At 38.4% G+C, this 24381-nt stretch carries 22 protein-coding genes; 18 read left to right on the forward strand and 4 right to left on the reverse strand.

The features are described from left to right. Nucleotides 1–389: 389 nt before the first annotated feature. The 9 genes from B9P78_RS06430 (at nucleotide 390) to B9P78_RS06465 (ending at nucleotide 10821) form a co-directional block, all read left to right on the forward strand. On the forward strand, nucleotides 390–1667 hold the full coding sequence (locus B9P78_RS06430; protein ID WP_094518683.1) for a DNA repair exonuclease: 1278 nt from the start codon (nucleotides 390–392) through the stop codon (nucleotides 1665–1667). A 2-nt stretch (nucleotides 1668–1669) separates the two neighbouring features. Next, nucleotides 1670–4411, forward strand: a complete 2742-nt coding sequence (locus B9P78_RS06435) for an AAA family ATPase (RefSeq protein WP_094518685.1) — start codon at nucleotides 1670–1672, stop codon at nucleotides 4409–4411. Between the two features lie 12 nt (nucleotides 4412–4423). Next, nucleotides 4424–5410 carry a 3'-5' exoribonuclease YhaM family protein gene (locus B9P78_RS06440; RefSeq protein ID WP_094518686.1) on the forward strand — a complete coding sequence of 329 codons (987 nt, stop codon included), beginning with the start codon at nucleotides 4424–4426 and terminating at the stop codon, nucleotides 5408–5410. 307 nt (nucleotides 5411–5717) lie between these two features. After that, on the forward strand, nucleotides 5718–5951 hold the full coding sequence (locus tag B9P78_RS06445) for a hypothetical protein (protein ID WP_094518687.1): 234 nt from the start codon (nucleotides 5718–5720) through the stop codon (nucleotides 5949–5951). Further along, nucleotides 5929–6306, forward strand: a complete 378-nt coding sequence (locus B9P78_RS10255) for a metallophosphoesterase (protein WP_255377089.1) — start codon at nucleotides 5929–5931, stop codon at nucleotides 6304–6306. The genes B9P78_RS06445 and B9P78_RS10255 overlap by 23 nt, the downstream gene beginning before the upstream one ends. Nucleotides 6307–6408: 102 nt before the next feature. Continuing rightward, nucleotides 6409–7548: a bifunctional UDP-sugar hydrolase/5'-nucleotidase gene (locus B9P78_RS06450; RefSeq protein ID WP_233487767.1), complete on the forward strand. Its 1140-nt coding sequence runs from the start codon at nucleotides 6409–6411 to the stop codon at nucleotides 7546–7548. A gap of 645 nt (nucleotides 7549–8193) precedes the next feature. Further along, nucleotides 8194–9741, forward strand: coding sequence for an IS21 family transposase (gene istA, locus B9P78_RS06455; protein WP_094518688.1), 1548 nt, complete (start codon nucleotides 8194–8196; stop codon nucleotides 9739–9741). Then, a complete protein-coding gene (istB, locus tag B9P78_RS06460) occupies nucleotides 9738–10484 on the forward strand; it encodes an IS21-like element helper ATPase IstB (protein ID WP_094518689.1) in 747 nt (248 codons plus the stop codon). Before istA ends, istB begins: the two co-directional genes overlap by 4 nt. A 22-nt stretch (nucleotides 10485–10506) precedes the next feature. Then, nucleotides 10507–10821, forward strand: coding sequence for a hypothetical protein (locus B9P78_RS06465; protein WP_094518690.1), 315 nt, complete (start codon nucleotides 10507–10509; stop codon nucleotides 10819–10821). A gap of 537 nt (nucleotides 10822–11358) precedes the next feature. On the opposite strand, the gene B9P78_RS06470 is transcribed toward B9P78_RS06465, so the two are convergent. From B9P78_RS06470 to B9P78_RS06480, 3 genes are all read right to left on the reverse strand, one after another. Then, entirely contained in the window at nucleotides 11359–12483 is a 1125-nt protein-coding gene (locus tag B9P78_RS06470) for a peptidylprolyl isomerase (RefSeq protein WP_094518691.1), read from the reverse strand. Nucleotides 12484–12600: 117 nt separating this feature from the next. Further along, on the reverse strand, nucleotides 12601–12963 hold the full coding sequence (locus B9P78_RS06475) for a YtxH domain-containing protein (protein WP_094518692.1): 363 nt from the start codon (nucleotides 12961–12963) through the stop codon (nucleotides 12601–12603). A 2-nt stretch (nucleotides 12964–12965) separates the two neighbouring features. Further along, a complete protein-coding gene (locus tag B9P78_RS06480; RefSeq protein ID WP_094518693.1) occupies nucleotides 12966–13400 on the reverse strand; it encodes an HIT family protein in 435 nt (144 codons plus the stop codon). Between the two features lie 207 nt (nucleotides 13401–13607). Here B9P78_RS06480 and B9P78_RS06485 point away from each other — a divergent pair, with 207 nt between their 5' ends. From B9P78_RS06485 to trmB, 4 genes are all read left to right on the forward strand, one after another. Beyond that, nucleotides 13608–14351 carry an ABC transporter ATP-binding protein gene (locus tag B9P78_RS06485; protein ID WP_094518694.1) on the forward strand — a complete coding sequence of 248 codons (744 nt, stop codon included), beginning with the start codon at nucleotides 13608–13610 and terminating at the stop codon, nucleotides 14349–14351. Next, nucleotides 14338–15579, forward strand: a complete 1242-nt coding sequence (locus tag B9P78_RS06490) for an ABC transporter permease (RefSeq protein ID WP_094518695.1) — start codon at nucleotides 14338–14340, stop codon at nucleotides 15577–15579. Before B9P78_RS06485 ends, B9P78_RS06490 begins: the two co-directional genes overlap by 14 nt. A gap of 142 nt (nucleotides 15580–15721) precedes the next feature. Next, nucleotides 15722–16534: a phosphotransferase family protein gene (locus B9P78_RS06495; RefSeq protein WP_094518696.1), complete on the forward strand. Its 813-nt coding sequence runs from the start codon at nucleotides 15722–15724 to the stop codon at nucleotides 16532–16534. 64 nt (nucleotides 16535–16598) lie between these two features. After that, complete coding sequence (trmB, locus tag B9P78_RS06500) at nucleotides 16599–17240, forward strand: tRNA (guanosine(46)-N7)-methyltransferase TrmB (RefSeq protein WP_094518697.1); 642 nt, start codon at nucleotides 16599–16601, stop codon at nucleotides 17238–17240. A 43-nt stretch (nucleotides 17241–17283) separates the two neighbouring features. Here trmB and B9P78_RS06505 read toward each other — a convergent pair whose 3' ends face one another. After that, the gene (locus B9P78_RS06505; protein WP_094518698.1) at nucleotides 17284–17628 is read right to left on the reverse strand and encodes a hypothetical protein; all 345 of its coding nucleotides are present in this window, start codon (nucleotides 17626–17628) and stop codon (nucleotides 17284–17286) included. Between the two features lie 1247 nt (nucleotides 17629–18875). On the opposite strand from B9P78_RS06505, the gene ytpR reads away from it, so the two are divergent. The 5 genes from ytpR (at nucleotide 18876) to B9P78_RS06530 (ending at nucleotide 23802) form a co-directional block, all read left to right on the forward strand. Further along, nucleotides 18876–19511, forward strand: a complete 636-nt coding sequence (ytpR, locus tag B9P78_RS06510; protein WP_094518699.1) for a YtpR family tRNA-binding protein — start codon at nucleotides 18876–18878, stop codon at nucleotides 19509–19511. Nucleotides 19512–19572: 61 nt separating this feature from the next. Continuing rightward, complete coding sequence (locus B9P78_RS06515) at nucleotides 19573–20391, forward strand: hypothetical protein (RefSeq protein WP_233487768.1); 819 nt, start codon at nucleotides 19573–19575, stop codon at nucleotides 20389–20391. A gap of 1 nt (nucleotide 20392) precedes the next feature. Beyond that, on the forward strand, nucleotides 20393–21736 hold the full coding sequence (gene murC, locus B9P78_RS06520) for a UDP-N-acetylmuramate--L-alanine ligase (protein ID WP_094518700.1): 1344 nt from the start codon (nucleotides 20393–20395) through the stop codon (nucleotides 21734–21736). A 100-nt stretch (nucleotides 21737–21836) separates the two neighbouring features. Continuing rightward, a complete protein-coding gene (locus B9P78_RS06525; RefSeq protein WP_094518701.1) occupies nucleotides 21837–22799 on the forward strand; it encodes a magnesium transporter CorA family protein in 963 nt (320 codons plus the stop codon). Nucleotides 22800–22896: 97 nt separating this feature from the next. Then, nucleotides 22897–23802, forward strand: a complete 906-nt coding sequence (locus B9P78_RS06530) for a UTP--glucose-1-phosphate uridylyltransferase (protein WP_094518702.1) — start codon at nucleotides 22897–22899, stop codon at nucleotides 23800–23802. The last annotated feature ends 579 nt before the right edge of the window (nucleotides 23803–24381 follow it).

The raw sequence follows: 24381 nt of genomic DNA on the forward strand, positions 1-24381 counted from the left end.
TGTACGCCTTTTACTTTGAAAAAATCTTATAAATTTTGATTGAAATATATCATGGGAACAGGTTAAAGGACTGAAAGTGTAGTTCCTTAGCCGTGACAGAGGATGAAATCGAGACCTTGGCTCGATTCAAATTGAAAGACCTTGGCTTTCAATGATCCCACGGCTCACAAGGAACGTACACTGTAAGGACGAAAAATCTATGGTTTTATTTTTTGTCCTAGTCACCTTTTTTTCATTTGTGTGTCAAATGATTAATTATGCTTTAAAATCCTATTAAATAGTGTCAATTTTCACAACTTTCTAATGCGTATGTTAAAATAATAATAAGGCAATTTTACAATTTTACACCAATAAAATGCCAAAATTATACGAGAAATGGAGTAATCAAAATGGTTAGATTTATACATACAGCAGACTTGCATTTAGACCAAACCTTCAAAAATTTACCAATCAAAGACGATTACTTACAACATGCTTTAGCAGAAGCAACATTAAATTCATTTGACAATTTAATTCAAACAGCGATCAATGAGCAGGTCGATTTTTTCCTAATCGTAGGCGATATTTATCACGGTGCACGTGCAACTTTACGGGCACAATTTGCCTTCGCCAATGGCATGCAACGCCTAGCAGACGAAGATATACCTGTCTACATGCTTTACGGGAATCATGACTTCGACGCAGACGCTAATCACCGATTGAAATTACCAAATAATGTCCATATTTTTGGCCATGAAGTAGAGACTAAATATCTTTCAACCCATCGTGGTGAAAAAGTTGCCATCTCTGGTTTTTCATACAACCAACAGTGGATTGCTGAAGACCGCTCAGCAGAATATCCTACCAGAGATCCACTTGTTGACATCCATATTGGGCTGATTCATGGTGATAATTCGGCTACTAATGGGGAAAAACGCTATGCGCCATTTAATCCAAGTGACCTTGTCAGCCACGGCTTCGACTATTGGGCACTGGGGCATATTCATAAAGGGCAAGTACTATATGAAAATCCAACCATGGTTTATCCAGGGAACATTCAAGGTGCTAGCTTCAAGGAAGACGGTGCCAAAGGGGCATTGATCGTTAACCTTGAAAAGGGTGGTTACACTAATCTGGAATTCATCGAAACAGCTGAATGGCAGTTCCAACAATCAACAAGAGAATTAGGCTTAGTGGATAGTCTGGAAAGCTTACGCAATACAATTGAAGTAGCCTTGCACGACCACATCATGTATGCCAAGGATGAGGCTGTCAATGTGATTTCACGCATGACTTTTACCACGAATGGCGATGAAGCGTCACTATACTGGTGGCATACGTATGCAGATGAATTGTTAGAACAATTACAATGGTCATTGCGCAACCAGAATGCGTCTCGTACACAGAAAGTGTATTTAGTTGGTTTAGATATTCAAGTCAACCAACAAGCAATCTGGTCGCCATCTCCCGTGTTTAATGACAGTATGAAGCGAGCTTTCGACGATATTACTAGTGATGATGTCCAGTTCCAATCTTTAGTGTCTGATTTGGAGAAGAATGGGCAGTGGCAACGTTTAGTTGGGACCAATATTGATGAGGACCAATTTAAAGCGGATATTCTTGCCAAAGCTAAGGAACAAATCATCCTAGAACAAGCAAGCTATAGCCAGGAACAAAGGAGATTTTAAATATGCAAATTCAACGATTTGAAATATTTGGCTATGGGAAATGGGTTGATCAATCTTTTCAATTAACGCCAAATTTAAATGTATTTAACGGTCTTAACGGGTCCGGGAAAACAACGCTCATGTCATTTTTATTAAGTATTATGTTTGGTTTTCCCAATGTCCGTCGCAAAAATACGCGAAACTATGATACCAACGAAAATGCTCGTTATGGTGGTCGATTATATCTAACCAACACGCGCTATGGTGATGTGGTGGTTGAACGTACAAAAACCAATGGTAAACAAAGTTTGTCATATACCATCAATGGTGAAGAAAAACAAATAACTAACGATGTATCTTTCTTATGGAATGATTTAACTAAAACGGATTATTTAGCGTATTTTGGCTTTTCAGAAGACGATTTAATGGATTTCATCTGGGATGATGAAGAAGATTTTTCAAAAAGTTTAATGAGTATTGGTATCTCTGGTCGCCAAGTGCTAACTGAAATAACGCCTACAATTGCTAAGCAAGCGGATGACATATACAAACCAAATGGCAAGAATCCTAGCTTAAATCGCAAGCTCCAAGATATTGAAGAGGCAGAGACAAAATTAATCAAAGCTCAAGATAAAGAGGCTGCCTATTTTGAATTACGCCAATCCTATGAAAATGAAGCTAGCCGCCTAGACCGTTTACGCGCCAACTTAAAAGATGCAACAAATGGTGAAATTCAGCTAGAATTAGCCAACCAACAGTCTACATCAATGAACGAATATTTACGTTTACATGATGAATTAGCTGCATTTGATTTTGTTGACTTTGAACCTGATTTGGCAAATAAATGGCTACAAGCTGATCATCAAATAGATCATTTAGGTCAGCAACTGAGTGAGTTATCAGAGGGATTGCCAGAAAGTCCGGATGAGGCTGTAAATTCTTCTAATTTAGGCATGGAATGGATTCAAAATCATCCAAATGTCAGCGAACAAATGGTTGTTGAGGCACGTGCCTTTAGAGACCGTTTGCGCCAGAATGAAGATTTGAGCCAAGATCTGATTGAACGTCGTTATGAAAAGCAACGCTTGATGGAATTAATGGGTGCTGCAGAGGTTGACGAGTTACCAGAAGAACTAACAGATGATGAGCGCAACTATTGGCAACAACGCTACAAATCATTAGATAATAAACGTATTTTTTATAATCATGGCCAGAATGATATGTCTCAATTAGACCAAAAAGAGGCGGATTTAACTAAGGAATTTGACGATCTTTCAGCGGAACGTGATAAATTAGTGGCTACGGGTAAACAGGGTGAATACCTAGTCCGTAATTTTGGTGTTGTGCTAACTTTGCTTGGTCTACTAATGCTGATTGCTTATTTCATTACGTCTACAACCTTCCTATTTGGCGCTGGCGTGGTGGCTACAATCATTGGTATTGTCATCTTACTCATTGGATTGATGATGCAGGGAGCAGCTACTAAGCGCTTTGATAGCCGAGTAGAGGCCTATGACCTAGATCTAGATGATATCGAATCAGAGTTGAATGAAGTGAAACGCGATAAAGTGGTTCATGAAGAGCAACTGGAAAAATTAAATGTAGAATTTAATGAAATGGCAGATGAGCTAGAAACTTTACTTGTCGAAAAGGGTGGATCACCAAATATTTCAACAGATGTATGGCTTGAAGATGCCTATGTCGGTGAAATTTTTAACTTGGACAATAAAATCCAACAATTAGAAATGGCATTGGGTGTTTCTAACTTCGGTAAGGCGCATGAAGAACAGTGGGCAGATTATGTAGCCCAACTCAACGAAGGTGACTTGAGTGAAGAAGATTACTTCCAACAGTTTGAGGACGATTATTTAACCATTCGTCGTCAACAAGCCAACCAAGATTATGCAACATATGAAGAACAAAGTCGTGCCAACCGTCGTGATCAAGTGAAGGCAGAATTATCTGCAATCAAAGCAGATCAAGAACGTATTTTAGATCAATACAACTATACATCTGGTGACGAGTTATTAGCGGCAATTGATCGACAAAACCAAATGCAACAAAAACAAAATCGTCATGATATTTTAGCGAATCATTTGGATTTAAATTTAGCGATTTACTTGCAACAAGAGCAACCGGTTGAAGCACAATTAACTGAATTAAAAACAAATATCCAAGAAATGGAAGCGGAAATTAGCCAATTGACACGGTCAACAGCTGATAAACGTAGCCAAATTCAAGAGATAGCAAACGACGGCATTGTACCACAATTGTTACAAGCTTACCAAGCCAAAATTGATGAAGCGTATGCGTTAGCAGTTGATTGGGCAGCTAACAAATTAGCCATAGCTACGTTCGAAAAAGCTACCGTTGGCGAATCAACAGATGTGAAAGAACGCGTGCTTACCAATGCATCTCGTTTCCTTTTGGATTTATCAAATGGAAAATATACCAAATTAACTTATGCGGATGAAGGTATGGATGTCATTACGGCAGAGGACGAGGTAATTTCTGTCAACCAATTGTCACGCGGTGAGAAGGCGATTTTATTTGTTGCGATGCGTTTTGCCTTCATTGATGCACAATTAGGCAACATCGAATTGCCAATTATCATCGATGAAGCCTTCTCACATCTTGATCATCAATACCGCAGTAACATCTATCGCTTCCTACAAAAATTCGCTCAATCACATCAAATCATCTACTTTACTGTAGATGAAGGGCTTTTAGATGAAATCGATGTCTCAGCACGTCACGTGCTTTAGAAGGGAAATATAATGGATAATTTAAAAATATTTGATGTACCCTTGGACCAAAACTTTGACCTATATCTTTTGATTAAGGTAGCTGAAATCCGAGAAGATAGAAATGCAAAGAAATACATCTCCTTCACTTTCCAAGATAAATCCGGCTCAATCGACGGAAAATACTGGAGTGCAACCGAAGAAGATATCGCCAAATATACTAGCGGCAATGTGGTACGTCTAGCTGGTAAACGTGAATTATATAATGGTAACCCTCAAGTCCGCATTACGGGCATCCGTTTGGCAACTGATGAAGAACCAAACAATCCAAGCGATTATGTAGAACAAGGGCCAATGACTGATGAGGAAATGAAGGCAGAAATTAAGGCTGCTTTAGATGGTTTCCAAAATCCAGTTATTGATACTATAGTTCGCAAAATCTTGAATACAGTGTACAAAGATTTCTTTGTTTACCCAGCAGCTAAGAAAAACCACCACGCTTTTGTTGGGGGCTTAGGTTTCCACACCGTTTCTATGTTGCGATTAGCGCAAGCGATTGCTAATCAGTACACCAATATCAATAAAGACCTGCTATATGCCGGTGTCATCTTACATGATATAGGCAAAACGGTAGAATTCACCGATCCAATGTCGACTGAATATTCTACTGAGGGGAACTTAATTGGTCACATTTCTATCATTGATGAAATGATTACCTTGGCAGTAGACCAACTTGGTTTAGACCAACATCAAGAAGAAGTTGTTTTGTTGAAACATATGGTACTGGCTCACCATGGTAAACAAGAGTGGGGTAGCCCTGTGAATCCGCACGTCTTAGAAGCTGAAGTCTTACATCATATTGACAATTTAGATGCATCAATTCAAATGATGACAACAGCACTAGACCATACGGAACCAGGTGAATTTTCAGCTCGAATCTTTGGTCTAGATAACCGCAATTTCTACAAACCAAAATTTGATGCAGAAATAGAAGTAACAAACGAAATGCCAGAAGTTTAATCAATTGAATAGGAAAGAGCGTATGAAATGATGTTTAAAAATTTCATACGCTTTTTTTGTTTGTTTCAAGGTGAATGTATTCACACAATTTTACAAGGATAAAAAAATTTATATCTTATTAGATCAGAATGACGACGAAATTTTGGAACAATATTGTGCAGAATCAATAGTGCCACATACCATTTCAGAAATCGGACAGCATCCAGAGCAATATATTATGCAAAATTCATTCGACTACTGAAACCGTTTACAACTATTAAAACCAGCAGTGTATCTACACTCAAATGGAGAACCAATTGGTGCCTATATGCCGACATATACAAGTCTTTTGACGGTATTAGACAGTCTATCTATTCCTTATATCCCCTTTAGCGTAAGTGGTCATGCGTTAAAAGATGATTTACTGAGTGTAGCTAGTCAAATCAAAAGTCATGAAATCATCCCTTGGCATACTTTCAATCCTAAGAATTATGGTAAAATATTAACAAATTTAAGATTAAAAGTATTCCATCCTGAATATGGGAAAAGTTATAAAGTTTAAGGGGTGGCTTTCTATTAAGACGATAACGATATTTCAAACAAGTGATATGCATGGTTATATTTTTCCAACTAGTTATATGACTAGAAATGAAAATCAACCATTCGGATTGTTAAAGGCAACAAACAATTACAACAAAGAGAAGGCAGGATTAGCCGAAGACTCAAGTATTTTAATTTCAAATGGTGATACGATTCAAGGTTCGCCATTTGCACATTATTTACATTCAAAATATAATTCTGCAGGTCGTTTGACCAACCTTTTTAATCGCGTTGGATATGATGCAGGTATCCCAGGTAATCATGAGTTTAATTACGGTCAAGAGTATGTCAAAGAAGGCTATGAACATTTAGAATAACCAATTCTATGTGCCAATATTTTAAATGAGCAGGGTGAACCTTTTTTTGGGAAAGCTTATGAAATTTTTGAGCGTAGTGATATTAAAATAGCAGTCCTTGGATTGACGACACAATATATTCCTCACTGGGAACATCCAGATCATATTATTGGATTAACCTTTAAATCTGCCGTTGAAACGGCCAAAGAATATGTACCAATGCTAAGTGAAATGGCGGATGTCGTCGTTGTTTCTTATCATGGTGGATTTGAAGTTGATTTGGATACATTAGAACCAATAGATGTCAATGAGGGTGAGAATGAAGGCTATGCCTTAATTAAAGAAGTCGAAGGTATTGATGTGCTTTTAACCGGGCATCAGCACAACGTTATTTCGCGTGTGATCGATGGGGTTGCCGTCTTAATGCCAGGGGACAAGTGCCGCTATTTGGGGAAAATCACCTTGCAATTTAATAAATATGATGGAGAGGATTCTTGGACGTTGGTGGACGCCAAACCAGAATTAATTCCTACAAAAGTCGAAGATGAATTATTGCAAGAAGAAGCTGAATATCTAGCGCCTTTAAATAATGCTGTTGAAGATTGGTTAGACGAGCCAGTAGGTAAGGTTCACGGGGATATGCTCATTCGTAATGTAGAAGAAGCGCGTATTGCTGACCATCCCTACGTAGAATTCATTCATCGTGTGCAAAATTATTTTGGGCAAACGGAAATTTCTGCGACTTCTTTATTTAATAATGACGCAAAAGGATTTCCTGAAAATGTAACGATACGTAATATTTTAAATAATTATCCGTTTCCGAACACCTTGGCTGTGGTTAAATTAACAGGGGCGGAAATTAAAGCAGCCTTAGAGTTGTCAGCAGAATTCTTTATGTTAGATGAGACAGGTAAGATCGAAATGTCCCCGGAATGGTTATATCCAAAACCTAAATTATACAATTACGATATGTATGAGGGAATTGAATATGTTGTGGATGTATCGAAACCAGTGGGTGAACGGATTGTAAAATTACATTATCATCATGCACCAATAAATCTAGAAGAGGAATTTGAGGTGACCTTAAACCAATATCGTGCGATTGGTGGGGGGGATTATACCATGTTCGATAGTTCAAAAATTGTGCGTGAAGTAAATATTGAAATGAATATGCTGATTGCAAAATACTTTGAAATCTTTAAAGGTGTTGAAGCAACCTGCAACCTCAATTTCCGAGTGGTGAATGGCGCAGAATATTATTAAATAAATGTATACACAAAAAGTAGTAGCAAATTTTGACATCTTGCGACTACCTTTTTGTATATACTGAAATTAAGGCTCTTAGACTTTTAATGTGGATAGCTTAATTTAAGCAAGAAACTTGAATTCATTTTATATGGATTTGAGTTTCTTTTTATTTTATTTCAAATGAGATTTGATAAAAGAAAGATAATTTTTTGTCTGGCTTGTTGAGGAGTGTATATATACACCGTTAAATAATCAGAAAGTGAAAACCTCGGAAGGTTTTGGTTTCAAAAATGAGAAATTTTGCGCCACACAAGGGGCTGAGCTTTCGTTATTTTTAGAAAAAGAAAGTTCAGGGCGTTTTGCGTTTCATTTTTTCTCATAAATATACTCAAAAGCAGTTCTGGTTTCCAGTTTTTATCTATTTTCAAAACGGATATAAACAATCTTGCAAAAATATGCCAATCAAAGCAGTTAGCTGTGATATCCGCCAGCTAAAATTACCACTAGTGACATAGTTATTACCAGTCAGTGACACAAATCTTACCACTCAGTGACAGGGAAGTTACCACTCAGCAAAATAGATGATTAAATCAACAATACCTCCAATATAATGAAAGAGCACACCAGTGTGCAAAAACATTATATTGGAGGTATTTTTTTATGATTCAATATCGAAAAATATTGGAAATGGCCCACGAAGGCTTGAGCTTGCGAACAGTCTCCGCAAGTACAGGTCACGGTCGGCCAAAAGTCACTGAAATTCTTCAGTTGGCTAAAGACAAGGGACTTGAATGTCCGCTGACAGAGGAAATGGATGACCACTGGATAGAAGAATTTCTGTATCCATACAAAGCCATTGAAAATTCGGGTTACGGCATGATTGATTTTGAACTCGTGCACAGAGAACTGGCTAAACCCAATGTAACCTTATCGCTGCTTCACTATGAGTATGGTATGAGTTGTCGTGCGAATGGCAAGATTCCCTATACCTATCGGTCTTTTTTACGTCATTACAAAGTTTATGCAGACAAGTACAAGGCAACCCTCAGGGTTCGTAGAAAACCGGGGGAAATCATGGAAGTGGACTGGGCAGGATCAACAGCATTTATTATTGATCGAGATACAGGTGAAAAAGTAAAGGCTTATGTCTTTGTCGCAACACTTCCGTGCAGTCAATTGTCTTACGCTGAGGCCACCTTATCCATGGACATGAATGCTTGGATTGGTGCACACAATCGCGCTTTTGAATACTTTGGAGGAAGTACGCAGATTGTTGTTCCGGACAACCTTAAAACTTCCGTGACCCGCCATACGCTGAAAGAACTCGTGTTGAATCCGACATACCGTGAAATGTGTGATCACTATGGGACTTTATGCATGCCAGCAAGGGTCAGGGCCCCGCGCGACAAAGCATCTGTTGAAGGCTCGGTCAGCACCATATCAACATGGATAATTGCGGCCTTGCGGAATGAACATTGTTTTACTCTGACTGACTTGAACCAAAAAATCAGCCTGAAGCTCGAAGAATTCAATCATAGAGACTTCTCGAAAAAGAAAGGCACTCGCTTTACAGCGTTTGAAGAAGAGGAGAAATTCGCACTTTCCCCTCTACCAGCAAAACCATACAAAATGGCCGAGTGGAGAACCGCTAAAGTACGCCTGGATTATCATATCAGTATTGGAAATATGTTTTATTCCGTCCCATATGAATACATCGGCAAAAACGTCGATGTACGTGTTTCTGAGCATCTCATCGAGGTCTTCTTCAAACAAATGCGAGTAGCAACCCACTCCCGATTATATGGGAAATTCGGTCAGTTATCCACCAGTAAAGATCACATGCCTGACAACCACAAACTGTATGTCGAGCAAACACCGGAAAACGCCTTACAATGGGCAGAAACGATTGGAGAGAACACCTTACGCCTCATTCAATATCTTTTAGATACATATCAGGTTGAGCGCAAGGCACTTTCGTCTATTTTTTCTTTAAAAAATAGTTCCCGCCGTTATACCAAGTACGAGATTGAAAGAGCGTGCAAGGAAATCTTGAATGTCACCCAGCGACCGACGGTCAAATTAGTTCAAAATCAACTGAAAGCAAATAAGAAAAAAGATGCCGAGCAAGCACTGGAAAAACCATCCAAGTCTCAGGATGATTTCGGATTTACACGCGGCTCAGATTATTGGGGAGGAAAAGGACAATGAACGAACACACAATAAGCAAAATGATTTCAATGAAATTATCAGGGATGGTAGAAGGATACCAACATCAAGAGAGTTCGCCGGAGTTCAAAAAAATGAGCTTTGAAGAAAGATTACAGCTGTTAATTGATCATGAGTACGACAGACGCAAATCGAACACTTTAAAAAGATTGATTAAGAGCGCTAACTTTCAAGATTCACAGGCTTGCATTGAAGACATCGAATACCACGAGGACCGGAAATTAGAGAAAATGCGCATTTTGGAACTGTCCAGCTGCAATTACATTCGCCAAACAAACAACATTATCATCAAAGGCCCAACTGGAGCTGGCAAAAGCTATATCGCACAAGCTTTCGGTATATCAGCTTGCCGTCAGCACCATACGGTGAAGTATGTGCGTCTTCCAGAGTTACTCGATGAGCTGATGGTAGATCAATATCGAAATGACGATTCTTACCGTAAAAGTATCAAAAAGATTTCCAAGGTAGACCTACTGATTCTTGACGAATGGCTTTTAATCGATATTTCGCCAGAACAAGCTGCACTCGTTCTTGAAATCGTGGAAATGAGATACAAGCTCAAATCGACTATTTTCTGTTCCCAGATTGATCCGCAAGGATGGCCTCAAAAGCTTGGGAATGGCACTGTAGCTGAAGCGATTATGGATCGAATCGTTCATAACTCTATTCAATTACTGATAGATGGAGAAATATCTATGCGTGAACGGCATGGCATCCGTAACTAATTTTCGACGTGAGGAGGTTTAAATGAATATGTGTTATGAAGATGAAAATGAAGACTACTATAAAATGTTAGATAAGCAATCTGAGGAGGACGAACTTATTTCTTTTATCGTAGCCCTAGTTGAATATTCCGCTGAATTGGAAGCGCAGGTCGTCGACCTAAGGCGTACGGTAAATCAATTATCGAATAAGGAACGACTTCCGTTCCCTGATTTAGAGGGAGATATTTATCAAGTGTTTGATGATTACTCCGCGTACAGAAAGTACCAAGGCCTTATTGAGGAGCGTATTGAATGGAATAAAAACCACCCTATATCCGAGATAATGAAATGGTTATAGAGCGACAACCTATGATAACGGTTAAGTTTTACAGGTAAAAATATATCAAAGATCTCCTAAGAGCGTTCCTGGATTATATGGAAGGGCTCTTAGTTGACCTTACGGTCAGTATTGTTGGTGTTAACCGCTCTTTTCCACTAACTGGTAAAATTTGTACACTGGCGGTTCATTTCGACCTTATTCACGAAAGCTGTCCTAAAGGATTAGGGCAGCTTTTCTTTATCGTTTTCCGCAATGGTAACTTGACTGGCATTCAGTGGTAACATCGGTGTCACTAGGTGGTAATAACTATGTCACTGCTGGTAATATCCTGTGGCGGATATCATTAGCTGCGATAAAAGGGAAACTATTCATATGTCTTTTTTGTGTATTCAAACAAAAAAGTGTGAATGATTTCTCATCCACACCAAAAGTCGGAGCTCCTGACTTAACCTGGGCAACTTGTGTCCATAGTCAAGAATATAGTGCCATTCTTGAATTGTATCGATGGCGCAATAAAAAACCACTCGAAGGAATCGAGTGGTCTTAATGATTTGATTATTCGGCTGAAGAAGATGAACTTGCTTCTTCAGAGCTAGCAGATGAGCTTGCTTCAGTTGAAGAAGATTCTTCTGAAGCACTTGAAGATTCTTCGCTAGAGCTTGATGACGCTTCACTAGAAGATGCAGCAGAAGCACTTGCAGCAGACTCAGAAGCGGCTGCTTCACTTGCTGCGGCAGCTGATTCAGATTCTGAATCAAGTGATGCTTGTTCTTCATCAGTAATGATTACATCATCTAATGCAGTCTTAAGATCTTCATCAGAAATTTCAACGTTATGTTTTACCAGAATGTCTGAAACTAAACTAGCTACTAAAGTAGAGTCAGTTAATTTTTCAGAGATGATAGATTCTTTCAATTGATCAGTTTCTTCTTCTAAGCTACCTTTTTCAGGTTTTTCGTCCATTTTGATGATATGGAAGCCGTAGTCAGTTTCAACGGGTGTCGTTGTGTATTCACCTTCAGCTAAATCAGAAGCTGCAGCGTAGAATGTTTCGTCTAAACCAGAATCAGCATTTACTTCTCCTAATGAACCACCATTAGTAGCAGAAGCTGTATCTGTTGAATTTTCTTTCGCTAAGGCTGCAAAGTCTGCACCATCGTCTAATTGCGCGATTAAATCATTGGCAGTTTCTTCATCGGCAACTAAAATATGTGATACTGTGAATGATGGTACATATTCATCATAAGCAGTTTGAATTTCTTCATCAGTTACTTCGATGTATTTAGAAACAGCTTCACTCATTAATTTGTAGTAGTACACTTGGTGTTCATAGTCATCACGAGAAGAGAAACCAGATGATGCAAGTACTGAAGTAAATGTTTCTTCGTCACCGTATTGGGCGATTAATGTTTCAACTTCAGTTGTTGCTTCTTCTTTCAATTCTTTCGCACGGTCAGAACCGACCTCATCTACAAAAACTTCTTCCATAATTAATTTTTGTAAAGTTGCGTTACCATATGTTGATTTTAATTCAGCTTGTAACTCTTCATTTGTAATTTCTACGCCATCACCTGTTGCAACTGTTGCATCGCTATCAGTGTTACCTGTTGAGCAAGCTGCAAGTGCAAATGTAGATAATAAAGCGATTGAAGTAAGTTTTAATTTCTTACTAATAGTCATGTTTTGATTCACTCCTGTCAAAGTCTAAATAATACAAGTCTAAATATAGCACATTAAAAAACCTTTAGACAATGATTCCAAGAGAAGTCAAGAAATCTTCACAATTCCATAATAAAATCATTCATTATTGCCCTTGTCGTTTGTGCGAATATCAATAGCATTCAAATCATCTTGTAATTTGGCCACTTTCTTTTGGATTTCTGAAAGTCTTGGTGCAGCTGTTTTGTTAAAATCATTCACAGCCAAAGTGATTTCATCACGCGCAACTTTCGCAGAAGATAAGCCTTGTTGGGCTAAATCTGTTACAGCTGTTTGTGCTTGTGCAATTGATCCAGTTAGGTCATTCGCAGCGTATGTCACATCGTCAAAATAGTTTTTAAGACGTTCGCGGTTTTCGCTACCAGTACGTGGTGTTTTTAATAAAGTATAACTGGCACCTGCAATGGCACCGAATAAAATACCAGAAATAAAGTTTTTCATGATTATCCCTCAATTTGTTGGTTGATTGTGCTTGCGATATCTTTTAAATCTTGGTCAGAATAGGTGCCTTCTGCCGCTGGTTCCCATTTTAATCCGAAGCCATCATTTTCTTTAGAGTAGCGTGGAATTAAATGGATGTGAGAATGCATAACTGTTTGAAAAGCCGTTTCTCCGTTATTGTTTAGGATATTTAGACCTTCCATTTCAGGAAAAGCAGCGTTTAGCGCGTTGGCGATTAATGGTATACGTTTGAAGACAGCGCCAGCATCGTTAGAAGAGTAGCCAAAAATATCTTGTACGTGTTTTTTCGGTACTAGAAGGGTATGGCCCTTCGTAATTTGACTCATGTCCAAAAAGGCAATGACTACTTCATCTTCATACACCTTATTTGTAGGGATCTCGCCATTGGCAATTTTACAAAAAATACAATTATCCATGATATTTCCTCACTTTCAAAATTTCATACAAGACTAGTTACTTGTATGAATTCGTCGCTTTTCTTAGAGATTAATGTTAAATTAAACGCTATAATTAAGTTAATATTACCATAAATCATAAGTATGGCACAATTAGGTGCTGTAGGCAGCTAATAAATGATTATATATCAAACATGATAGATAAATTCAATATAAAGGATGAACGTAATGACATTAAAAGTAACCAATTTAACTGGGGGCTATTCTAGTCAGCCGGTGTTACATGATTTAAACTTTGAAATTCAATCGGGTGAAATCGTTGGTCTGATTGGTTTGAATGGGGCGGGTAAATCAACCACCATTAAACATATCATTGGCTTGATGAAAGCAATGAAGGGTGAAATCACCATTGACGAATATAAATTAGATACTGATATGAATAACTATCGTCAATCATTTACTTATATTCCTGAAATGCCCGTCCTATACGATGCATTAACCTTGAAGGAACATATTGAGCTGACCGGAATGGCTTATGGTTTATCCAAGGAAATTGCTTTACAAAATGCGCAACCACTATTAGAAATGTTCCGTCTAGACAACCGCTTAGACTGGCTGCCCATTCATTTTTCCAAAGGGATGAAGCAGAAAGTCATGTTAGTCTGTGCCTTCCTTGTTGAAACCGCTCTATACGTCATCGATGAACCCTTCCTAGGACTAGATCCTTTGGCCATTCATGATTTAATCGAGACTTTAAAATTGAAAAAAGAAGCCGGCGCTTCGATTCTGATGTCAACGCATGTGCTAGCAACAGCACAACAATATTGCGACCGCTTTATTTTCCTACAAGAGGGTCATGTAATCGCAATTGGTACCATAGATGATATTCGTGCGCAATTTGATATGCCAGATGCTTCATTGGATGATTTGTATATCCGATTAGCAAAGGGGGCAGACGATGAACTTGTCTGATATTTTTATTCGTCGTAGTCGCCAGAGTACGGACTTATTTTTAAGAAATGCGAAATACATTTTCAATGATCATGCCGTCTTGGTCATGTTCTTTCTACTAGGTGCCTTGAGCTTTCAATATTCACAATGGGTTGGGGGATTAACGGCGGGCCAAGTATCTTTACCGATACATCTGATTTGGTCAGTGATTATCTCTGTGGGTGTATTTCTGACAGGGATTGCCAGTCAAATATTGCCGGCTGATTTGGTATTTTTGCTGCCGATGGAATCTAGATTTGACGAATGGTTTAAACCAGCTTTGAATCGGAGCCTATACTTACCAAGTGCCATCATATTGATGATGGTAGCCGCATCGTATCCATTGCTGTCAGTTATGGCAGGATACTCAGTGGTTGAAGTAGTTGTACTAGCGCTAATCCTCATTTGCTATAAGGTGGCACATGTCTATATTCTGATGGAGTCATGGCATTTTCATCGCGCGAGCTTTATCCGTAATCATAAATGGGCCTTATATGCAATGGTCTTGGTGACCGTATTCTTGGCATCATATGTTACGCCGTATCTATGTCTAGGAATTGTTTTGATGTATCTTGTGGCAATTCATTTTCTGGGCATTCAACCTTTTAAACCAGGGAAAGTACGATGGCATTGGGAGAAGATTGTTACTGTGGAGCAAACGCGACAACAACAAATTCGCCGGATGTTGGCTTTGTTCATCAATATGCCACAAGAAGCTGCTGTAAGTAAACGTCGCAAGTATTATGATGGTCTAATTCGTTTATCTGATAAGGATACGAATCCCTATACTTATCTATTCACGCGAGCTTTCTGGCGGTCGAATGATTTCTATCCGCTATGGTTGCGGATGACTTTGGTAGGCGTCTTATATTTAGCTTTCGTTGCGAATAATCATTGGCTAAATATTGGTGTGGTCTTGTTGATTCAATATTTCAGTCATCTACAGGTGTTACCTTTGGCGCAAAAAATGAATCAACATACTTTGCTACAGGTCTATCCAATTGATCATAGCCAAAAAATTGCAGGTTTTACAAAGATGTTATGGCAACCATTATGTACGCAAATTGTATTATTTGCATTGACAAGTCTCATTTTCCACGCATGGACATTTACGGGATTATTGGTGGTTTCTTCTATTGTATTCAGTCTTTTCTTGATCTTTATATACGTGCCAAGTTTTATGCGCAAGAAAGAAAAAAGAAGAGGATAGCATAAGATTGTTGACTAAATTTCTAATTCCAACTAAAATAACTAGTACTCATAAAAGGGGTTGACTGTGCTTTGGTACAGTCGGTCACCTTTTTTCATTTACACGTTTTGCAATGATTTAGCATATGAGAGGGGGAAAGAAGATGGAATACAAATATGACCGTGATTGGATCTTAGAACCTGTGGGCGGTGATACTGGCCAAGCCTATATCGGGTACAACGATGCAAATAATGAACGGGTCTTTCTAAAGCGTAATTCATCTCCTTTCTTAACCATCCTGTCAATGGAGGGATTTGCCCCTAAATTGAAATGGACAAAACGTGAAAGTAATGGTGACACCATGACTGCTCAAGATTGGGTGTCTGGTGATGTGTTGAGTCATTATGAGGTGGGTCAACTACCTGTAGTGAAGTTGATGCACCGTTACCATCATTCTGATAACTTGTATAACATGCTTGTCCGTATAGATGGTGATGTTTACGAACCGGAACGCTTTTTACAGGATTATCAAACTGATTTACCAGCAGATTTAGCCAACCATAGTTTGCTTGCAAATGTGGAAGCATGTCTGTGGGATACCCTGTCCTTAGTACAAGGTGTGCGTAAAACTGTATGTCACGGTGATATTAACCGTCGTAATTTTATAAGAGCCGAAGATAATCAACTTTATTTAGTGGATTGGGAAATGGTTAAAATAGCAGATCCCATCTTAGATATCAGTCAATTATTAGTCCAATATGTGGACTTCCAGAATTGGGAAGCTTGGTTTGAATTATATGGCTTGCGTATAACGGACGACATTTATTTACGTATTGAATGGTATTCAATGTTAAATCTATTAAATATGATCAAGAAAGATTTTAGAGAAAATCGCTTGATTACTATGAACCATAAAATTTTGAAATTAAAACATATCTATCAAAATCGCTACGTTCAAGGTATACAGGAAATGTAACTACTTTGGAAAAGATCGGCTTGTCCGGTCTTTTTTCATGAAAGAGAACTTAAAGGAGGCAATTATGCGCGTAAGAAATAAACCATGGGCAAAAGATGAGATGGCTGAACATAGAGAATATGTGGTGCTAGAACCAACAGAATTAAAGGGTAAATGGCAAGCGGAATTTAATAATGATGCACCCATTCGCTTAGAGGTCGGGACAGGTAAGGGCCAATTCATTATTGAAATGGCACGCCAACATCCTGAAGCAAACTTTATCGGCTTGGAATTGCAAGATTCAGTTCTCGTAATGGCTTTAGAAAAAGTCTTAGAATATGAAAACATTCCGAATCTACGTTTTGTATTAGGCAATGCTAAAGAATTAGACCAATATTTTGAAAAAGGCGAAATTAGTCAATTGTACTTGAATTTCTCAGATCCATGGCCTAAATCACGTCATGAAAAACGTCGTTTAACTTTCAAAACTTTCTTAGATCAATATAAACATGTCTTAAAAGATGATGGTTTATTACAATTTAAGACAGATAATCAAGGTTTATTCGAATATTCATTAACTAGCATGTCTCAATATGGTATGGACTTCTTAGAAATTTCATTAGATCTACATCATTCAAAAATTGAAGGCAATGTACAAACTGAGTACGAAGAAAAATTCTCTAAACGTGGTTCACGCATTAATTACATGTTAGCTACTTTTAAATAAAAGATGAAAAAAAGCATGCCGCGGCATGCTTTTTTGTTTGTGATTATAATTTGTAGAAATCTAAGAAGTTTCCAGTTGTCGGGTCAGCCATGAATTCGTATTGAACAAGCTCACCGTTTTCTGTGCGAGCGATACCACCATAAAATACTTCTTGAATTTGACCGAAACGTTCAGCTTCGATTGGTTGTAATTCAATCCATGACCCTTCGATTGTACCTGGTTCAGTAAATAGGTTTTTGGCTTTCTGCAATACTTCGTTACCATCAATTTTTTTAGAATGATCTGCGATAAGGGCGCCAACTACGCCACCAATGACTATACCGCAACCAAATAAAAATCCTGCTAATAAAACATCGTCGCGTCTATTGATATATTTTTCGAATGACATGAAATCGCTCCTTTATGTGTTGAGCCTGTATAAAACAAACTCGTTGTGATGTATTGTTACTACTTTTATTATAACAATCATCAAGGGGAAATAACAGTAATTCACAAACAGGATGAGAGGAATAGCGTTCAGACCTCAACTAGTGGAAGATGAATGAAGGTGATGACGGTAGTCATCGACTAGTTCATTTGAAGCAGGCAGAGGGTTGCTATTGCAAACTCGACTACAGGATGTGAGGACCGATGCTCAGAAAGCCACCGGTGGAAGACTATAGCAGAGACGCACGGAGTGGGACGCAATATAGTCTGAAGCGCAGGGCTTTCTGGAGGTCCAAACTCAACTTCACAGGATGAGAGAAAAGGCGCTATGGCTCTAACCACTGGAAGAATAGTGCCGTGGCGCACGGAGTGGGACGCAAACTATTCTGAAGTGGGCAAGGGACAGCTTTTTCAAACTCAACTTTAGGATGAGAGCGCGGGCGTTTAGACAGGTAGCACTGGAGGAAATATGCAGTAGCGAGTGCAACTCGCTGCAAATATTTCTGAAGTGGAGACCTGTCTGCCCAAGCGAGCTCAACTTCACAGGATGAGAGAAAAACGGTTGGGACAAATGGTTCCAACCGCTTTTTCTGTATTGTGAACGAGCTAATTATAGAATAATTCGAGATACTAGAAAATAATGTGAAATTTTATTATATAAAATTTCATTCTTTAAATAAATGACCAATATTATTAAATGACAGCTCGTACTTTATAAATAATAAAATCTGTCAAATATGGAAATATATACTATAAAAAAAGAACATATTTTATAGTATCGCAATTTATTCTCGATAAAATCGCCCAAAATTAGAGAATGACATGTTCATTCTCTAATCGCCGTGTGCTCAACAAATACAGATTAACTAATCTTCGGTAAGTGTTCTGTATTTTTATCCCATCCTTTTTTATTTGCGGTCCGAGCACCAGAGAATTTCTGAGCAACTAGTGTTCGGATGAAGTGAGATGCCGCTTTGGTGGATACAGTATATTAGGTCGGTAAGTTTCCTATGCTGTAGGCTTGAATGCTTTTTCTCTCATCCTTATTTTATTTGCACTTTGTTAAGTAAGAGTATATAATTTAGAGGAATATTATCATTTTTATACTAACTTACGGGTCTAGGTGTAACTAGGCTTTTTTATTGGTTAAGTTAGTAATTTTTATTAAATATATTTTAAATTGTGTAAAAAAAGGAGTTTTTTACCGCTATGTGGATTAGTATTTATAATCGAGACGGTGTTGGAGATGTGGTGATGTTCTCGAAGGGGACGTTGTCTAAGGATCTAATCGCTACGTCTACTGTTGGTGATGTTACCCGTATTTATAATCGAGAAACAAAAGAAACGATGGGTTACAATATCCAAAATATTTCTAAGTTAATTCCGATTGAGGGTAAGGGCCGAGTGCAATTGTCTCAAATTCAATTGGATATCATTAACCAAGCGCTATATGAACAAGATTTTGAAACGATTCCGTTTGAAGATGATCCACGTTTGGTGGTTGCTGAAGTATTAGAGGTAGAAGACCTTGAAGGCTCAGATCACTTACATATTACAAAAACGCGTATTTCTGAGAACGAAGTTGTACAAATTGTATGTGGTGCACCAAATGTCCGTGAAGGTATGTTTGTCGTGGCTGCATTGCCAGGGGCAGTTATGCCAAATGGTCAAGTGATTTGGGAAGGCGAATTACGTGGTGTTTCTAGCTACGGTATGCTGACTTCTGCTTTTGAACTTGGTGTCGACCCCGAACATGTACGGAAAGGTATTTTAGAAATCAAAAATGACGTGCCAGTTGGGACTTCTTTTGATAAAATCAATAGTGAACAATTTGTTGAGGCATAAAGTCCTTGAACAAGTGTCAATTTGATGTATGCCAAGGATATATGTTCTAGGGGGTGAGTAATTGCGTCAATCAGACGACAACATGAGACATTCAAGGGATAAATGGCAACGTCATGAAGCGAAAGCTGCCAGCCGAGTTGAACACTTTGTGCCTTTTTATCATAAGGAGAATGTATCATTGTTACGCGAAAAGAATGACAATCCAATTACTTTCCCAAACTATATGAACTGGTATAACCAGGGGGATGATCAGGCTTCAAGCCCACAAATCCCACCCAAACCTGCGGCGAGACCAGTCAATAACTTGGAAAAACAAGGGGATCTATACCAACAACACAAATCAGACCACTTCTACCGACCATCATATGGTACGTCTGAAGATGGTTATCAAAAACAAACAGATGGCGGCCGGCAACAATCGATTTTTGATAAGCCGGACGTTGATGATCAGCGGCAGATGAAGTTAAAAAGACTGCGCGAGGAATTGAAGGAGTACCAAGAGTATCAACTACGGCGACCTTTCCAACCAAGCGGAAGCCCTTCAACATGGCACAGTGATCGGGGGAGCCATAAACAAGCACGATCTAAGGGCAAGCATTCGCTCCAAGTGGAAGATATGAAGTCTGAAGTTACGGAGCGCCCAGCAATTTCAAGCCATCAACCTAGCCAAACAGAGGCTAGTGTCCCAAAACGGGGTCACTTAAATCGTGGTTTGCAAAGTATCATGGCAGAGGAGAGCAAGATTGGTTTTGACAAGAATGCCCACCGACGTCAATCAGGGCAATTTTCTTATTTTCCGGGACAGCAAAATACGGAAAGAGCGCCTTTTTTAACCCAAAGAGATAAACAATCTAATCAAGGAAATGGAGATTTTAAGTAGCATGAATAAAGAGTTAACGTACCATTTTACCGGTATCAAAGGATCAGGCATGAGTGCCTTGGCATTGATTTTACATAATATGGGTCTAAACGTTCAAGGTTCAGACCAAGAGACATATTTCTTTACCCAACGTGGTTTAGAAAAAGCAGGGATTGCTTTATTGCCATTTGATGCGGATAACATCAAAGAAGGTATGTTCGTGATTTGTGGGAATGCTTTTGGTGATGATCATCCTGAAATCGTTCGTGCGAAAGAGTTAGGTCTTGAAGTGATGCGTTACCACTTCTTCCTTGGTGAATTAATTAAAGATTATACTAGTATTGCGATTACTGGTTCTCACGGTAAAACATCAACAACTGGTTTGATGGCACATGTAATGAAAGGTTTAACACCGACAAATTACCTAATTGGTGACGGTACTGGTCATGGTCAAGAAGATGCGGAATACTTTGTATTAGAAGCAGATGAATACCGTAAACATTTCCATGCATACCACCCAGATTATGCTATTTTTACAAATATTGATTTCGATCATCCAGATTATTATGAAAATATTGAGCAAGTATTTGAATCAAATACTGTATTTGCGCACCAAGTACAAAAGAAAATCATCGCTTTCGGTGGTGACAGCTACTTGCGCCAATTTGCTGATCAAGATGGTTTAGATGTTTGGTATTACGGTCTTGAAGGTGAAGAAAACCAAATTGTTGCTTCAAATATCGAATTGGGTACTGATGGTTCTCGTTTTGATGTTCACGTAGAAGGAAATTACTACGGACATTTTGATATTCCTACATTTGGGAAACATAATGTATTGAATGCCTTAGCTGTCATTGGTTTCTGCTATCTAGAAAAATTCTCAGCTGAAAAAGTTGCAGCTGAAATTGCTAGCTTTGGTGGGGTTAAACGTCGCTTTTCTGAAAAGAAAATTGGCGATATGACATTAATCGATGATTACGCACATCATCCATCTGAAATCCGTGCAACAATTGATGCCGCGCGTCAAAAATACCCAGACAAAAAAATCATTTCTGTCTTCCAACCGCATACATTTAGCCGTACAATTGCTTTGATGGATGACTTTGCGGCCGCTTTAGATTTATCTGATGATGTTTATCTATGTGAAATCTTTGCATCAGCGCGTGAACAAGATAACAAACAAGTATCAGTTCAAGATTTAGCGAATAAAGTGACAAAACCTGTAAAAGTTTTACCTTTAGAAAATGTCTCACCATTATTAGACTACTCAGATGCCGTAATGGTATTTATGGGTGCTGGTGACATTATGAAATTTGCTTATGCATATGAAGAATTATTGGCTGATAGCCAATCATCAACACACTAATTATATAGAAGACCGGACAGGCTATACGTCTGGTCTAATTGGAGGTCAGTTCTTGCTGGCCTTTTTCTGAATCAATAGACTGCTGAAAGGTGGGTATGACATGGTACATCAAGAAGAAATTCTGTTGGAAAAGGACGATCAATATCAAGATGATATTGCGCAAAAAGCAGATAAGTTTCTATGGCTCCATTATGAAAATCCAGACAGGGATGAAGTGAATGAGGTGTTAAAACACCACCATTTACCAGCACATTTTGGAGAGTACTTGTTTGATAAATTTGAAACATCGTGGATAGAATATTATCACAATGAGGAAGGTGAATTATTTACCTATATCATCTTACAGTATCCCTATGAACGTGAAACCGAACCTGATGCGGTTTATCACACAGCGCCTTTAGTGATTGTGATGAGTAAGGATTTGGTGATTACTTTTGTCACACATATAAATATGCCATTTATGACAGAAATCAAGAATAAACATGTACCTACAGGTTTTCCGATTACGTCTTCCTATGCCTTTGTGATGTATATGTTTTTTGAGGTTGCGCAAGCTTATATCGAAGCGAGTAGTGAATTACATACCTCGATTCGTAAAGCTGAGGAAGAGGGGCGCCATTCAACCAAAAACACGGCATCTTATGCCCTAATTGATATCAATCGTAGTCTGGTATACATGTCCACAGCAGTTGGTGACAACCGAGATACGTTGGCTGGTATTAATCGTTATTTTACAAAAAATGAAAAGAATATATATTATCATGAACGTGTATTAAATCGTGTGCAAATTGAAATGCATCAGGCGGAGACCATGGTGAAAAATAATTTAGCCCTCGTGGAAAAGTTGAATGATGTGCTTTCCAATGTTATTTCTAACAACTTGAATGATGTAATGTCTCGTTTAACGGTTATTACGATTGTTATGACGGTGCCAACGATTACAGCGGGCCTTTGGGGAATGAATGTGACGCTACCTTTTGAAGATAATTTTCATGGATTTTCGATTGTGCTAATAGGAACATTGATTTTGTCTAGCTTGGTGTACTTAATGTTTAAAAAATGACAATAAGCATTTGTAAATTTTATGAAAATATCACTTTCATTGTTTGGATTCTTTAGAAATATGCTAAGATATAAATAGAATATTCAAGGAGGCTATTATGGCTAAACAACGAATTACCAAAGCAGTAATACCAGCAGGCGGTTTAGGAACTAGATTTTTGCCAGCTACAAAAGCAATGGCAAAGGAAATTATTCCGATTTTAGATAAACCTTCTATTCAATTTATTGTGGAAGAAGCATTGGCGAGTGGGATTGAAGAAATTTTAATTATCACTGGACGTAATAAGCGTTCAGTTGAAGACCATTTTGATGCAAACTTTGACTTAGAAGAGAACTTGATGGCTAAACATAAAGATAAGTTGTTGAAATTGGTGCAAGATACTTCATTGTTAAATATCCAATTTAAGCGTCAACATTATCCAAATGGTTTGGGTGATGGTGTATACCAAGCGAAATCATTTGTTGGCGATGAGCCATTCTTATTATTACTAGGTGATGATATTATGGTCAACGAGGATGGTAAAGCGCCACTTTCTAAACAAATGATCGACTTCTATGAAACACAATTAACAGACGGCGATGTATTGATTGCTGGTGCAAAAGTTTCTCCAAAAGAAGCTTCTGCTTATGGTATTATGACCACTTCTGACAATGGAAAAGATGGGATCTATACCATTGAAAAATTAGAAGAAAAACCACAAAATGAAACAGAAGAGAAATTGGCGGCATGTGGTCGATACATTTTAACACCTGCCATTTTCGACGCAATCGAAGCGACAAAAGAAAATGAATTCTCAGGTGAAATTGAGCTAACAGACGCCATTCATCAATTGAATAATGGTTCGAACTTAAAAGCTTTTGATTATAAGGGTGAATGGTATGAAGTAGGGGAACCATTGGGTATGTTGAAAGCCAGCATCCAATTTGCCTTAGGTCATGAAGAAACTGCAGATGGTTTCCATGACTACCTAAAAAACACAATTATCCCAAGTTTGAAAGATTAATAAGCAACGAAAAACGACTGACCGTCTTAATAGGATATTAGTCGTTTTTTATTTTAGGATGAGAGCAATAGCAGGATGGAGATACCGGTGATGCCACCGGTGGAAGACTATAGCAGTGACGCACGTAGTGTGGCGCAATATAGTCTGAAGCGCAGGGCTTTCTGGAGGTCCGAACTCGACTTTAGGATGAAAACGCGGGCGTTTAGACAGGTAGCACTGGAAGAGATATGCAGTAGCGAGTGCAACTCGCTGAAATACCTCTGAAGTGGAGACCTGCCTGCCCAAGCGAACTCGACTTCACAGGATGTGAGGTCCGACAAAAGACTTGAGGATGGAGGGAAATCTAGGAAAATTACCGAGGGATAGTTGTCCTAGATTAGTTGAGAAAATTGCGCTTATAGAATGAGACCGTCATTCTATAATTTTGGCCGTTTTTTTCTAGAATAAATTGCGAGGCGGATTTTATAATGAACTTAGCCATTTAAAATAAAAAAAACGCCACGTGAATTCCATGTTATATTGAAGTTACCACAACTCTCAATAGACAAGGATGAATTCAAATGACGCAAACCCATGATA

The sequence above is a fragment of the Aerococcus sp. 1KP-2016 genome, from assembly GCF_002252085.1.
Taxonomy (GTDB): domain Bacteria; phylum Bacillota; class Bacilli; order Lactobacillales; family Aerococcaceae; genus Aerococcus.

Coding starts and splice junctions, on each gene's coding strand:
- B9P78_RS06525 (WP_094518701.1), top strand. CDS start 21,837: ATGGTACATCAAGAAGAAATTCTGTTGGAAAAGGACGATCAATATCAA.
- B9P78_RS06475 (WP_094518692.1), bottom strand. CDS start 12,963: ATGAAAAACTTTATTTCTGGTATTTTATTCGGTGCCATTGCAGGTGCC.
- B9P78_RS10255 (WP_255377089.1), top strand. CDS start 5,929: ATGGGAAAAGTTATAAAGTTTAAGGGGTGGCTTTCTATTAAGACGATA.
- B9P78_RS06490 (WP_094518695.1), top strand. CDS start 14,338: ATGAACTTGTCTGATATTTTTATTCGTCGTAGTCGCCAGAGTACGGAC.
- B9P78_RS06530 (WP_094518702.1), top strand. CDS start 22,897: ATGGCTAAACAACGAATTACCAAAGCAGTAATACCAGCAGGCGGTTTA.
- B9P78_RS06505 (WP_094518698.1), bottom strand. CDS start 17,628: ATGTCATTCGAAAAATATATCAATAGACGCGACGATGTTTTATTAGCA.
- istB (WP_094518689.1), top strand. CDS start 9,738: ATGAACGAACACACAATAAGCAAAATGATTTCAATGAAATTATCAGGG.
- B9P78_RS06465 (WP_094518690.1), top strand. CDS start 10,507: ATGAATATGTGTTATGAAGATGAAAATGAAGACTACTATAAAATGTTA.
- ytpR (WP_094518699.1), top strand. CDS start 18,876: ATGTGGATTAGTATTTATAATCGAGACGGTGTTGGAGATGTGGTGATG.
- B9P78_RS06470 (WP_094518691.1), bottom strand. CDS start 12,483: ATGACTATTAGTAAGAAATTAAAACTTACTTCAATCGCTTTATTATCT.
- B9P78_RS06485 (WP_094518694.1), top strand. CDS start 13,608: ATGACATTAAAAGTAACCAATTTAACTGGGGGCTATTCTAGTCAGCCG.
- B9P78_RS06435 (WP_094518685.1), top strand. CDS start 1,670: ATGCAAATTCAACGATTTGAAATATTTGGCTATGGGAAATGGGTTGAT.
- B9P78_RS06430 (WP_094518683.1), top strand. CDS start 390: ATGGTTAGATTTATACATACAGCAGACTTGCATTTAGACCAAACCTTC.
- B9P78_RS06495 (WP_094518696.1), top strand. CDS start 15,722: ATGGAATACAAATATGACCGTGATTGGATCTTAGAACCTGTGGGCGGT.
- istA (WP_094518688.1), top strand. CDS start 8,194: ATGATTCAATATCGAAAAATATTGGAAATGGCCCACGAAGGCTTGAGC.
- B9P78_RS06445 (WP_094518687.1), top strand. CDS start 5,718: ATGCCGACATATACAAGTCTTTTGACGGTATTAGACAGTCTATCTATT.
- murC (WP_094518700.1), top strand. CDS start 20,393: ATGAATAAAGAGTTAACGTACCATTTTACCGGTATCAAAGGATCAGGC.
- trmB (WP_094518697.1), top strand. CDS start 16,599: ATGCGCGTAAGAAATAAACCATGGGCAAAAGATGAGATGGCTGAACAT.
- B9P78_RS06440 (WP_094518686.1), top strand. CDS start 4,424: ATGGATAATTTAAAAATATTTGATGTACCCTTGGACCAAAACTTTGAC.
- B9P78_RS06480 (WP_094518693.1), bottom strand. CDS start 13,400: ATGGATAATTGTATTTTTTGTAAAATTGCCAATGGCGAGATCCCTACA.